This is a genomic window from Phenylobacterium sp. (genome assembly GCF_031181185.1).
GTDB lineage: Bacteria > Pseudomonadota > Alphaproteobacteria > Caulobacterales > Caulobacteraceae > Phenylobacterium.
The window spans coordinates 1-11,481 of record NZ_JAPSKZ010000115.1 but is presented as its reverse complement, the minus strand read 5'-3'; the positions used below and the strand labels follow the sequence as shown (position 1 = coordinate 11,481).

The following is an 11,481-nucleotide window of genomic DNA, read 5'->3' as shown; positions in this document are numbered from 1 at the left end:
CGAGGAAGGTGGGGATGACGTCAAGTCCTCATGGCCCTTACGGGCTGGGCTACACACGTGCTACAATGGCGGTGACAATGGGCAGCGAACCCGCGAGGGGGAGCTAATCCCAAAAAGCCGTCTCAGACAGGAGCTGTGGCCCTGCTCGCGCGTGCGGGTCGCCGACCGCGGCCTGCGCGAAGGCATCCTGCTCTCGCTCATGTCCGATCGCGGCGGCCGGCGCCGCCGCAAGCGCCGCCGCGGACGCGGCGGCCAGAGTTCCGCCGGGAGGCCCGAATGACCGAACCGCCCCGCAAGCGCATGGTGAAGCCGCCCACGGGCGGCCAGGAAGGCGGCCGCGGCAAGCCTGCGCGCCTGAAGACGGCCAAGCAGCGCACCCCCTCGCAGCAGGCCTGGCTCGAGCGCCAGGTGAACGATCCGTTCGCCGCGAAGGCCCGCGCCCTCGGCTACCGCAGCCGGGCGGCGTTCAAGATCACCGAGATCGACGACCGCTTCCATCTGTTCCGCAAGGGCGTCCGGGTGGTGGACTTGGGGCTTGCGCCCGGCGGCTGGACCCAGGTGGCCATCCAGCGCGGGGTGACCGACATCGCTGGCGTCGACCTGCTGCCGGTGGAGCCGCTGCCGCCCGCCCATATCCTGCAGATGGATTTCACCGATCCGGAGTGCGGGCCCAAGCTGATCGAGCTGCTGGGCGGCCCGCCGGACGTGGTGCTGTCGGACATGGCGCCGAACACCATCGGCCACCGCGAGACCGACCACCTGCGGATCGTCGGGCTGATCGAGGCGGCCATGGACTTCGCCATAGAGGTGCTGAAGCCCGGCGGCGCGTTCGTCGCCAAGGCCTTCCAGGGCGGCGGCACCGACCAGCTGATCGCCCAGTTGAAGAAGCACTTCGCCGACGTGCGCAACGTCAAGCCCAAGGCCAGCCGCCAGGACAGCTCCGAGGTCTTCCTCGTGGCGACCGGGTTCAAGGGGCGCTAGTCGGTTCAGCCTCCTCTCCCGCAGCGGGATTTGCGGTCTCGTCTTGCGCGCCCGGCGGCTCGGGCGTCCTCGCGCCTTCGGCGACCAACCAATCCCGGAAACGAGCCAGCGCGCGGCTCTCCGCGCCGGGGGTCGTCAGTATCGCGAAGGCGCTGGCCGAGCGGTGAAAGCCCGCGGGAGCGACAAGGCGGCCCGATTGCACCTCGTCCACGCATAGCGGCCACGACAGCACCGCCGCGCCCAGCCCGGCGAGGGCGGCGTCCATGGCGAAATGGACGTGGGCGAACGGCCGCTCGACGGCGGGCGGCAGCTCCAGTCCGGCGAGCTCGGCGAAGACCGGCCAGGCTTCCGGGTGGGTGACGGCAGCCAGGCGAGGTGCCTTGAGGACGTCGCCGCCGGCGCGGGCGGCGCAGTCCGGAGACATCACCGCGCCCAGGGCATTGCGCGCGAAGGCCGTGCAGTTGGGGTCGGCCAGACGGCTTAGCGGGACGATGCGGACCACCGCCTGGGCGCCCCGGTGCGAGGTGGCGTGAGAGGCAAGCTCGGACAGGTGCAGGCGGATGTCTGGGTGGCGCGCCTGGAAATCCGACAGGCGCGGGATCAGCCACTTTACCGACAGGCTGGCGTTGACGGCCACATGCAGGTCCTCGCCGCCCAGGCGGGTGCGGCGCACGGCGGCGTCGATGCGGTCGAAGGCTTCCGTCAGCGCCGGCGCCAGGTCGCGGCCCGCAGCGGTCAGTTCCAGCCGGTGCTTCGGTCCGGAAAGCAGGCGGACGCCGAGGACGGCCTCCAGCGCCTTCACCTGCCGGCTGACCGCCGACGGCGTGACGTGCAGTTCCTCGGCGGCCAATGTCACCTTGCCCGTCCGCCCCACGGCCTCAAAGGCGCGGAGCGCGTTCAGCGAGGGCGATGGCCCGCTTGTGAGTTTTTCGAACATGGACGAGCTAATAAGTCGATTTTCGACGCTAAGCGACTCCGGCACTCCAGCGCCATGCCGCCGTTCAGCCCGTCGCATCGCTCCAAGGCCCTGGTGGTCACGGGGTTCGGCGTGGGCCAGATCGCCGCCTTCGCATCCAGCTTCTACCTGATGGGCGTGCTGGGCGATCCCGTCGGCCGGGACCTCGGCCTTCCGCCCCTGGTGGTCTTCGGCCTGGTCTCCCTGTCGCTCGCCGTTCCGGCGTTCACGGCCCCGGCTATCGCCCGGCGCATCGACGAAACAGGCGGAGCGAAGATCCTGCTGGGATCGCACCTCGTGTTCGCTCTAGGCCTGTTCCTGTTGGGCCAGGCGCAGGGCGTGCTGGGCCTCACCGCGGCGATGCTGACCATGGGCCTTGGCATGGCCTATGGCCTGTCGCCGACGCCTTTCGCGATCCTGGTGGCGCTCTATGGACAGGCGGCCCGCCGGCCGATCACGGCTGTCGCCCTCATTGGCGGCCTGGGCTCGACCTTGGGGTGGCCGCTGACCGGCTGGCTGACCGAGGAACTGGGCTGGCGCGGCGCCTGCTTCGCCTGGGCGCTGGTTCACCTGGCGCTGTTCCCGCTCATGGCCCGGATCTGCCCGGACACGCCGGGTCGGCCGGCGCACAAGGTCAAGGCCGCGCTGGCCGGCGTGGTCTGGGACCGTGCGATGGTCCAGCTCGCCGTGCTCTTCGCCTGCGCCTGGTTCATCTCGACCTGCATGAGCGCCCACCTGCCGAGGCTGCTGTCGGCCTTCGGCCTGAGCATGACCGAGGCCGCCGGAGCGGCCGGCCTGGTCGGGATCGCCGCGGTCACGGTGCGCTTCCTTGAGTTCACGGTGCTGCGCCGCCTGCCGCCGCTGGCGACCACCCGCGTCGCAACCCTCACCCATCCGTTGGGCGCCGCGGCGCTGACCGTCATGGGCAAGGCCGGCGCGCCGCTCATGGCGATCGGGCAGGGGGCTGGGAACGGGATGCTGACGGTGTCAAAGGGCGTGCTGCCGCTCAGCCTGTGGGGACCTGAGACCTACGCCTATCGCTCGGCGGTCCTGGGGCGGCCGGCGATGTTCGCCCAGGTGGCGGGCCCGGCGGTCTATGCGGTCGTGCTTGAGCAGTCGGCGGGCGCGGCCCTGGCGCTCACCTCGGGGCTCTGCCTGGTGATGTTCGCCATGACCTTCGGGCTTACGCGCTGCGACGAACCCGCACAGGAGCCCGCCTTCGCATGAACCATCTGGAACGCCCCTTGCCGCCGCTGGCGCCTTCCGCGTATACCCGCGCCGCAAAACGAGGTGTCTCCATGGAGATTCGCGAAGGGCTCACCTTCGACGATGTTTTGCTCGAACCCGGCGCATCCGACGTGATGCCCACACAGGTGGATGTCTCCACCCGGTTCACGCGAGAGATCAATCTGAACATCCCGCTGGTGTCCGCCGCCATGGACACCGTCACCGAAAGCCGGCTGGCCATCGCCATGGCGCAGGCTGGCGGCATCGGGGTGCTGCATCGCAATCTGACGGTCGAGGAACAGGCCGACCAGGTGCGCGAGGTGAAGCGCTACGAAAGCGGCATGGTCATCAACCCGCTGACCATCGGTCCCGACACGACCCTGGGCGAGGTGCGCCAGATCAAGGCGCGCCGGAAGATCAGCGGCTTCCCGGTGGTCGACGACAACGGCAAGCTGGTCGGCATCCTGACGAACCGCGACATGCGGTTCGAGGGGCGCGACGACACGCCCGCCCGCGTGCTGATGACCAAGGAGAACCTGGTCACGGTGAAGGAGGGTGTCAGCCAGGCCGAGGCCCGGGAGCTGGTCCGCCGGCACAAGATCGAGCGCCTGATCGTGGTCGACGACGAGTACCACGCCGTCGGCCTGATCACCGTGAAGGACATGGAGAAGGCCGAGGCCCATCCGCACGCCGCCAAGGACGCGCAGGGCCGTCTGCTGGTCGCCGCCGCCTCGACGGTGGGCGACGCCGGCTACGAGCGCTCGATGGCGCTGGTGGACGCCGGCGTCGACGTGGTCGTGATCGACACGGCCCACGGGCACAACGCCGAGGTGGCCAAGGCCGTCCAGCGTGTGAAGCGCGAGAGCAACAGGGTGCAGATCGTCGCCGGCAACGTCGCCACCTATGACGGGGCCCGCGCCCTGATCGACGCCGGCGCCGACGCGGTGAAGGTTGGCATCGGCCCGGGCTCCATCTGCACGACGCGGATCGTGGCTGGCGTGGGCGTGCCCCAGCTGACCGCCATCGCCGACGCGGTTCGCGCCGCGGCGGACAGCGACGTGCCGATCGTCGCCGACGGCGGCATCAAGTACTCGGGCGACCTCGCCAAGGCGCTCGCCATGGGGGCCTCGGTCGCCATGATGGGCGGCGTGTTCGCCGGCGTCGACGAGGCTCCGGGCGAGGTGTTCCTGTACCAGGGGCGGTCCTACAAGTCGTACCGCGGCATGGGCTCGCTGGGCGCCATGGGGCAGGGTTCGGCCGACCGCTACTTCCAGAAGGACGTGAAGGACGCGCTGAAGCTGGTGCCCGAGGGCATCGAGGGCCAGGTGCCCTACAAGGGGCCGATCGCGCCGATCCTGCACCAGATGATCGGCGGCCTGCGCGCGGCGATGGGCTATGTCGGCGCCGGCGATCTCCAGCAGTTCCGCACCAAGGCGCGGTTCATCCGCATCACCAACGCGGGCCTGCGCGAGAGCCACGTGCATGACGTGATGATCACGCGCGAGGCGCCGAACTACCCCAGCGCCGTCTGATGCGCGACGGCGGGCGGCTGGCGGCAGCCATTGAGATCCTAGGCGACGTCGAGGCCCGCCACCGTCCGGTCCGCCTGGCCCTCAAGGCCTGGGGCGACGCCTCGCGCTTCGCAGGCGCCAAGGACCGGGCCTTCGTCTCCGGCCTGGTTCTGGACGTGCTCCGCCGCAAGCGCTCCCTCGGCTGGCGCATGGGCGACGAGAGCCCGCGGGCCGCGGCGCTCGGCGCGCTGCGCTTCCTCTGGAACTGGCCGCTCGACCGCATCGCCGCCGCGGCGGCCGAGGAGCCGCATGGCCCGGGGCCGCTCACGGACACCGAGCATCGGGCGCTAGAGGGCCCCCGGGACCTGACCGAGGCGCCGCCGCCGGTTCGCGGCGACTATCCCGACTGGCTGGACGCGAGCTTCGGGCGCGCCTTCGGCGAGGCGAGGGCGGACGAGGGCGCGGCCCTCGCCGAACGCGCGCCGGTGGACCTCCGCGTCAACACGCTGAAGACCGATCCCGAGCGGGCGCTGAAGGCGCTGGCCTCGGTCGAGGCCCGCCCGACCGGGGTGCTGCCGACCGCCCTGCGGATGGCGGCGCCGGATCCAGCCGCCCGCGGGGGCGCCGTCGAGGCGATCCCGCAGTTCTCCAAGGGTTGGTTCGAGGTCCAGGACCTGGGCAGCCAGATCGCCGCGGCGGCGGCGGGCGACGTCAAAGGCAAGCAGGTGCTCGACCTCTGCGCCGGCGGCGGCGGCAAGACCCTGGCGCTCGCAGCCGCCATGGGCAACACCGGCCAGATCTACGCCTATGACAGCGATGCGCGGCGGCTGACGGATACGGTTCGGCGCGGAGACCGAGCGGGCGCCCGCAACCTGCAGGTCCGCTCGCCAGTGAACCCCGAGCCGCTGAAGGGCCTGGACGGCAAGATGGACGTGGTGTTCATCGACGCGCCCTGCACCGGGACGGGCTCGTGGCGGCGCCATCCCGATACGAAGTGGCGTCTGACGCCGGAGGCGCTCGCCAAGCGCCAGGCCGATCAGGACCAGGTGCTGGCGGACGGCGCCCGGTTCGTGAAGCCTGGCGGCCGTATGGTCTACGTCACCTGCTCCGTGCTGCCCGAGGAGAACGAGGACCGCGTCGCCGCCTTCCTGGCGGAGCATACGGCCTTCGCGCGGCGGCCCGCGACCGACGATCCGGCGCTCATCCGATATCTCAACCCCAACGGCGACCTGCGCCTCTCCCCCCGCACCTCCGGCACCGACGGCTTCTACGTCGCCGTGCTGGAGAAGACCCGCTAACGGAGCCCCATGACCACGCCCGCCCACGAAAAGGTCCTGATCGTCGACTTCGGCAGCCAGGTGACCCAACTGATCGCCCGGCGGTTGCGCGAGAGCGGCGTCTATTGCGAGATCCACCCGTTCGACAAGGTCGACGACGCCATGCTGGAGGCCTACGGGCCGAAGGCCATCATCCTCTCAGGCGGCCCCGCAAGCGTGCACGTGGAGGCGAGCCCTCGTGCGCCGCAGAAGGTGTTCGAGATGGGCGTGCCTGTTCTCGGCATCTGCTACGGCGAGATGACCATGTGCGCCCAGCTGGGCGGGGCCGTGGAAGGCGGCCACGACCGCGAGTTCGGCCGCGCCGAGATCAATCTCCAGAAGGAGTCGCCCCTGCTGGAAGGCTTGGGTGAGCTCGGCCATTCCGAGATCGTCTGGATGAGCCACGGCGACAAGATCACCGCCATTCCGCAGGGCTTCGAGGTGATCGCCACCTCGGAGGGCAGCCCCTATGCGGTCATCGCTGACGAGGGGCGGCGGTTCTACGGGATCCAGTTCCACCCCGAGGTGGCCCACACCCCCCGTGGCGCGCTGATCCTGCGCAACTTCACGCACCGCATCGCCGGGCTGAAGGGCGACTGGACCATGGCCTCCTACCGCCAGGAGCAGATCGCCAAGATCCGCGCGCAGGTGGGCGACGCCAAGGTGATCTGCGGTCTCTCGGGCGGCGTCGACTCCTCGGTCGCGGCGGTGCTGATCCACGAGGCGATCGGCGACCAGCTCACCTGCGTGTTCGTGGACACCGGCCTGCTGCGGAAGGATGAGGCGACCCAGGTCGTCACGATGTTCCGCGACCACTACAACATCCCGCTGGTGCACGTTGATGCATCTGATCTTTTCCTGGGCGAACTGGCGGGCGTTACCGACCCAGAGGCCAAGCGCAAGACCATTGGCCGGCTCTTCATCGAGGTCTTCGACAAGGAGAGCGCAAAGATCGAGGGCGCGGAGTTCCTGGCGCAGGGGACCCTCTACCCGGACGTGATCGAGAGCGTCTCCGCCAGCGGCGGGCCCTCGGCGGTCATCAAGAGCCACCACAACGTGGGCGGCCTGCCGGACTACATGAAGCTCAAGCTCGTGGAGCCGCTGCGCGAGCTGTTCAAGGACGAGGTCCGCGCCCTCGGCGTCGAGCTCGGCCTTCCGCCTCAGTTCGTCGGCCGGCATCCGTTCCCGGGACCTGGGCTCGCGATCCGCATTCCAGGCGAGATCACCCGCGAGAAGGTCGCCGTGCTGCAGCAGGCGGACGCCATCTACCTCGACGAGATCCGCAAGGCCGGGCTCTACGACAGCATCTGGCAAGCGTTCGCCGTGCTGCTGCCCGTCAAGACCGTCGGCGTCATGGGCGATGCGCGGACCTACGAGCACGTGCTGGCGCTGCGGGCCGTCACCTCGACCGACGGCATGACGGCGGACTTCTTCGAGTTTCCCTGGGAGGTCCTGGGCCGCTGCGCCACCCGGATCATCAACGAGGTCCGCGGCGTCAATCGCGTGGTCTACGACGTGACATCCAAGCCGCCGGGGACGATCGAGTGGGAGTGAGCTGAGCTCCAGCCCAGGCTGGACACACTACCGATGTTCTTGCAATGTTCTGACTTGGAAAGGTCGAGACATGGCCCAGGAACGTCTTCTCCGCGGCGCCTCAGAGCGTGGCTCGTCAGGGCCTGAGCCGATCTACTTCGCGCTCCGGCCCGAGCCTTCAGCGGCCGACGCGGCCTGGCGCCGGGCGTGGGCGCAACGAGCGAAGCACGGCCTCAGCGGCTGGCCGGTCGCGCGCCCGCGACTCCACGTGTCCTTGCAGGGCCTGTGCGATGGCGCCGATGCCTCGGACGAGCTGCTGGAGCGCACTCGGCGCGCCATGACGCTGCTGTACGACCAGGCGGCTGCCGACCCGGAGCCGGTGGAGCCCGTGCAATGGATGGTGCGGGAGATCCACCTGGTTCGCAGCGTCTTCGGGACCGGGCGCCGGATCGCCCTTGGCCGGTGGAACCTGGGTTGGCCTCAGTAGCGCGCCGGCTGCTCGAGATGAGAGATCGCTTCAACGAAGTCGTCGGCCTTCTTGCGCACCAGCGCCTGGGCGTCGGCAAGGCCCTGGTTGTAGAAGTGCGGTCCGGCGTGCTCGGTGATCCAATCGAGCAGGAAGAGGGCGTCGAATCCCTTCACTTCCAAGTCGAGCTCGTTCTTCAGATGGCGGCGCAGCGCCCCGGCCAGCGCCTCGCGCGTCGGCATGGGCAGATCGATTCTCGACACAACCGTTTCCCTGGAGCGGACGAGTGACCACCACCCTCTACGGCATCCGCAACTGCGACACGATGAAGAAGGCCTGGAGCTGGCTTGACCACCGCGGGATCGCCTACGCCTTCCACGACTACAAGAAGCAGAGGATCGATCGGGCGACGCTGGAGGGGTGGGCGAGGGAGGTGGGCTGGGAGCGGCTGCTGAACCGCGCCGGGACCACGTTCAAGAATCTCCCGGACGCCGACAAGCAGGACCTGACGGAGGCGAAGGCGATAGAGCTGATGCTGGCGCAGCCCTCGATGATCAAACGGCCGGTGCTGGCCATCGACGGTCGCCTCGTCGTCGGGTTCAAACCGGAGACGTATACGGAAGCCTTCGCCTGACCCGGCGACACCCGGGGAGCAGGCCGCGGCGCGCACCTTGACCGCGTATGCGCCCGCCCGGCCGCAGATTTAAGCTTCACCGTCTCATCCGATCGGTATGTCGGCGGCGACGAGGGGCAAGCGGACGGACGGGCGGCCTCATCGGGGGGCTCACTTGGTCCGCCACGGCCGTGCTGGCCCTGACGCCGCCCTTATGGAGGTTCTCGGTGCGCGGCCCGGCGCGGCGCTGGACCTGAATCATGACTAAAGTTTCACAGGCTTAGCTGCATCTGTTCGTACGCCGCCCAGTCTCTTCCAATCAGAGACGGGCGCTCTCGTCCGCCGCATCGAGAAAAAGAGGAGACATCTCCGTGGAGATCCTGGTTCCAATCGCCTTGTTCGGGATGATCGCCGCGATCGTGATCGTGCCGCGCTACTTCCGCAGCCTCGAGCGCCAGAAGATGGCCGAAACCCTGCGCGCCGCGATCGAACGCGGCCAGCCGCTGCCGCAGGAGATGATCGACGCCATGTCGACGAACGTGCGCTCGCCGAGCCTGCCGCCGTCCCCCCAGCGCGACCTTCGCACGGGCATCGTGTGGCTGGGCGTCGCGCTGGGCCTGGTGACCCTCGGCCTCGTGGTCGGCTTCGAAGAACCCGACGCCAGCGTCTGGTTCCTGGGCTTCGCCGCCTTCCCGGGCTTCATCGGCCTGGCCTTCGTCATCCTCGGCCTGATCAACAAGCCGAAGTCCTGAACGCCTCGGGAGGGGTGAATGCCCATGCCGGGCGTCAAGACATCGAGCTACGCCAGCCTGCACGACGTGGAGCTCTGCGCCCACGCGGCGGCCGGCGAGGGGCGCGCGTTCGGAGAGCTTGCGCGCCGCCACGGCTCGGCCGTCCGATATCTGCTGCGCCGGATGGGCGCGCAGGCCGCGGAAGCCGACGACGTAGCGCAGGACGCTTTCCTGACCGCCTTTCAGCGGATCACCGAGTTCCGCGGTGAGGGGACGTTTGCCGGGTGGGTGAAGCGGATCGCCGCCAGGCAGTACCTGCGCAGACTGCAGAAGGAGCGCCGCCTGACGGAACTCGCGGCTGAAGGGGGAGAAGAAGAGGGCGAGGTCGTCTCCGCGAGCGCAGACCACCGCATCGATCTGGACGAGGCGCTCAAGGCGCTCTCGAAAGCCGAGCGGTTGTGCGTTTCGCTGTGCTTCGGCGCGGGTCTGTCCCACGGAGAAGCATCCGAGGCCTTGAACCTGCCGCTTGGAACGGTCAAATCGCATGTCAAACGTGGTCTGGAAAAGCTCAGAGCGCGACTGGCGCCGACCGACGGCGTCGTTCTGGAAGGGAGGCGGGGCAATGGCTGAAGTCGATTTCGAACGCCGCCTGGAGCGTCTCTTCGCCGAAGCGCCGGAATTGCCGGACTGCGCCGCCTTCGCCCACGGCGTCGAGCGCAAGCTGAGCCGCGGCTGGCAGACGCGCCGCTGGCTGATCGGAACGGCCGGCGTCGTCGGCGGCGTGATTGGCGCGAGCCAGCTCGTGGTCTCGAATCTGTTCCAGCGCGTCGAGAACGCGGAGGAGTCCGCGCGCGCCCTGACGGCCGGCCTTTCGCAGGTGGCGCCCAGCACCCAGATGGTGTCGGCCCTTTCGGGCGGCTTCGGCATTTGGATCTCGGTGGGCCTCGCCGTGCTATTGATGGGTTTCGCCCTCACCCGGGTGATCGAGGAGATCTGACCCTTGTCCAGCCATCGGCAGGAGACGGTCCGGCGCCTGGCGGCGCCGGATATCGCAGCGCGCAAGGGCGGTACGCCCATCGTGTGTCTGACCGCCTACACGGCGCCGATGGCCGAGCTGCTCGACGAGCACTGCGACCTGCTGCTGGTGGGGGACAGCGTGGGCATGGTCGTTCACGGCCTGCCGAACACCGTTGGTGTCACCCTGGAGATGATGATCCTGCACGGCCAGGCAGTGATGCGCGCGGCCAAGCGGGCGATGGTCGTCGTCGACATGCCGTTCGGGTCCTATGAGGGCTCGGCGGAGACGGCGTACGAAAACGCCGCCCGCGTCATGAAGGAGACCGGGGCCCAGGCGGTGAAGGTCGAAGCCGGCGCCACCATCGTGGGCACGATCGAATATCTGGTGAAGCGCGGCATCCCCGTGATGGGCCACGTCGGCCTTCGGCCGCAGGCGGTCCTGGTGGACGGCGGCTTCAAGGCCAAGGGTAAGGCGGCCGACGAGCGCCAGCGCATCCTCGAGGAGGCCAAGGCCACGGCCGAGGCGGGCGCGTTCGCGGTCGTTGTCGAAGGCGTAGCCGAGGGTCTCGCCCGGGAGATCACCGAGGCCATCAGCGTGCCGACGATCGGGATCGGGGCCTCCGCCGGCTGCGACGGGCAGATCCTGGTGACCGACGACATGCTGGGCCTGTTCGACTGGACCCCCAAGTTCGTCCGTCGTTACGGAGACCTGCGCGGCGAGATCGCACGCGCCGTGGCCGGCTATGCCGAAGACGTCCGGGCGCGGCGTTTCCCGGGGCCGGCTGAGATCTACTTCGCCAAAGCGGGCTGACATTGCGGCGCGAAGCGGCGCGCTATAGGTTCCCGGCCTCTGCCTGAAGGGCCAGCTAAGAGAGTCCGGAGTCCCCCGCACGTGACGGATCTGTTCGAAGAGGTCGAGGAGCAGCTGCGCTCCGACCGCTACCGGTCGCTTGCCCGCAAGGCCCTGCCGTGGATCCTCGCGCTGGGGGCTGCTGCGCTCATCGCGGCGCTGGCCTACTGGGGCTGGGACACCTGGCGCAGCAAGGCGATCGCCCAAGCCTCCGAACAATACCATGCCGGCGCCGAAGCCTTCGTGCGCGGCGACGAAGCCAAGGCCCGCCAGCTGTGGAC

The 11,481-nt window shown here is 69.3% G+C and carries 13 protein-coding genes, 1 rRNA gene and 1 pseudogene; 13 read left to right on the top strand and 2 right to left on the bottom strand.

The genetic code is table 11. The features are described from left to right. Both RIF93_RS14020 and RIF93_RS14015 read left to right on the top strand, forming a co-directional pair. Nucleotides 1-200: ribosomal RNA gene (locus RIF93_RS14020) — 16S ribosomal RNA — on the top strand; the annotation flags it as partial. A gap of 76 nt (nucleotides 201-276) precedes the next feature. Further along, nucleotides 277-981: an RlmE family RNA methyltransferase gene (locus tag RIF93_RS14015; protein WP_309092069.1), complete on the top strand. Its 705-nt coding sequence runs from the start codon at nucleotides 277-279 to the stop codon at nucleotides 979-981. On the opposite strand, the gene RIF93_RS14010 is transcribed toward RIF93_RS14015, so the two are convergent. Beyond that, nucleotides 968-1,918: a LysR family transcriptional regulator gene (locus RIF93_RS14010; RefSeq protein WP_309092068.1), complete on the bottom strand. Its 951-nt coding sequence runs from the start codon at nucleotides 1,916-1,918 to the stop codon at nucleotides 968-970. The genes RIF93_RS14015 and RIF93_RS14010 overlap by 14 nt on opposite strands. A 54-nt stretch (nucleotides 1,919-1,972) precedes the next feature. Between RIF93_RS14010 and RIF93_RS14005 the strand changes: the two genes are divergently transcribed. The 5 genes from RIF93_RS14005 to RIF93_RS13985 all read left to right on the top strand — a co-directional run bounded on the left by RIF93_RS14005 (nucleotide 1,973) and on the right by RIF93_RS13985 (nucleotide 8,010). Then, nucleotides 1,973-3,163: an MFS transporter gene (locus tag RIF93_RS14005; protein WP_309092067.1), complete on the top strand. Its 1,191-nt coding sequence runs from the start codon at nucleotides 1,973-1,975 to the stop codon at nucleotides 3,161-3,163. Nucleotides 3,164-3,234: 71 nt separating this feature from the next. Continuing rightward, nucleotides 3,235-4,695: an IMP dehydrogenase gene (gene guaB, locus RIF93_RS14000; protein ID WP_309092066.1), complete on the top strand. Its 1,461-nt coding sequence runs from the start codon at nucleotides 3,235-3,237 to the stop codon at nucleotides 4,693-4,695. Next, the gene (locus tag RIF93_RS13995) at nucleotides 4,695-5,972 is read left to right on the top strand and encodes an RsmB/NOP family class I SAM-dependent RNA methyltransferase (RefSeq protein WP_309092065.1); all 1,278 of its coding nucleotides are present in this window, start codon (nucleotides 4,695-4,697) and stop codon (nucleotides 5,970-5,972) included. Before guaB ends, RIF93_RS13995 begins: the two co-directional genes overlap by 1 nt. Nucleotides 5,973-5,981: 9 nt before the next feature. Next, nucleotides 5,982-7,544, top strand: coding sequence for a glutamine-hydrolyzing GMP synthase (gene guaA, locus RIF93_RS13990; protein ID WP_309092064.1), 1,563 nt, complete (start codon nucleotides 5,982-5,984; stop codon nucleotides 7,542-7,544). Nucleotides 7,545-7,791: 247 nt separating this feature from the next. Next, on the top strand, nucleotides 7,792-8,010 hold the full coding sequence (locus RIF93_RS13985; RefSeq protein WP_309092063.1) for a hypothetical protein: 219 nt from the start codon (nucleotides 7,792-7,794) through the stop codon (nucleotides 8,008-8,010). Here RIF93_RS13985 and RIF93_RS13980 read toward each other — a convergent pair. Then, entirely contained in the window at nucleotides 8,004-8,252 is a 249-nt protein-coding gene (locus RIF93_RS13980; RefSeq protein WP_309092062.1) for a DUF2164 domain-containing protein, read from the bottom strand. The genes RIF93_RS13985 and RIF93_RS13980 overlap by 7 nt on opposite strands. A 23-nt stretch (nucleotides 8,253-8,275) precedes the next feature. On the opposite strand from RIF93_RS13980, the gene RIF93_RS13975 reads away from it, so the two are divergent. The 6 genes and pseudogenes from RIF93_RS13975 to RIF93_RS13950 form a co-directional block, all read left to right on the top strand. Beyond that, the gene (locus tag RIF93_RS13975; protein WP_309092061.1) at nucleotides 8,276-8,623 is read left to right on the top strand and encodes an ArsC family reductase; all 348 of its coding nucleotides are present in this window, start codon (nucleotides 8,276-8,278) and stop codon (nucleotides 8,621-8,623) included. A gap of 350 nt (nucleotides 8,624-8,973) precedes the next feature. Next, on the top strand, nucleotides 8,974-9,354 hold the full coding sequence (locus RIF93_RS13970; protein ID WP_309092060.1) for a DUF6249 domain-containing protein: 381 nt from the start codon (nucleotides 8,974-8,976) through the stop codon (nucleotides 9,352-9,354). A gap of 24 nt (nucleotides 9,355-9,378) precedes the next feature. Continuing rightward, nucleotides 9,379-9,963: a sigma-70 family RNA polymerase sigma factor gene (locus RIF93_RS13965; protein ID WP_309092070.1), complete on the top strand. Its 585-nt coding sequence runs from the start codon at nucleotides 9,379-9,381 to the stop codon at nucleotides 9,961-9,963. Beyond that, nucleotides 9,956-10,330 carry a hypothetical protein gene (locus tag RIF93_RS13960; RefSeq protein ID WP_309092059.1) on the top strand — a complete coding sequence of 125 codons (375 nt, stop codon included), beginning with the start codon at nucleotides 9,956-9,958 and terminating at the stop codon, nucleotides 10,328-10,330. The genes RIF93_RS13965 and RIF93_RS13960 overlap by 8 nt, the downstream gene beginning before the upstream one ends. 3 nt (nucleotides 10,331-10,333) lie before the next feature. Beyond that, nucleotides 10,334-11,161: a 3-methyl-2-oxobutanoate hydroxymethyltransferase gene (gene panB, locus RIF93_RS13955; protein WP_309092058.1), complete on the top strand. Its 828-nt coding sequence runs from the start codon at nucleotides 10,334-10,336 to the stop codon at nucleotides 11,159-11,161. An 81-nt stretch (nucleotides 11,162-11,242) separates the two neighbouring features. Then, nucleotides 11,243-11,481: pseudogene (locus RIF93_RS13950) on the top strand (hypothetical protein); the annotation flags it as partial.

Excerpts from the sequence above, each read along its gene's own strand:
- RIF93_RS14015 (WP_309092069.1), top strand. The coding sequence starts at position 277 with ATGACCGAACCGCCCCGCAAGCGCATGGTGAAGCCGCCCACGGGCGGC.
- RIF93_RS14010 (WP_309092068.1), bottom strand. The coding sequence starts at position 1,918 with ATGTTCGAAAAACTCACAAGCGGGCCATCGCCCTCGCTGAACGCGCTC.
- RIF93_RS14005 (WP_309092067.1), top strand. The coding sequence starts at position 1,973 with ATGCCGCCGTTCAGCCCGTCGCATCGCTCCAAGGCCCTGGTGGTCACG.
- guaB (WP_309092066.1), top strand. The coding sequence starts at position 3,235 with ATGGAGATTCGCGAAGGGCTCACCTTCGACGATGTTTTGCTCGAACCC.
- RIF93_RS13995 (WP_309092065.1), top strand. The coding sequence starts at position 4,695 with ATGCGCGACGGCGGGCGGCTGGCGGCAGCCATTGAGATCCTAGGCGAC.
- guaA (WP_309092064.1), top strand. The coding sequence starts at position 5,982 with ATGACCACGCCCGCCCACGAAAAGGTCCTGATCGTCGACTTCGGCAGC.
- RIF93_RS13965 (WP_309092070.1), top strand. The coding sequence starts at position 9,379 with ATGCCGGGCGTCAAGACATCGAGCTACGCCAGCCTGCACGACGTGGAG.
- RIF93_RS13960 (WP_309092059.1), top strand. The coding sequence starts at position 9,956 with ATGGCTGAAGTCGATTTCGAACGCCGCCTGGAGCGTCTCTTCGCCGAA.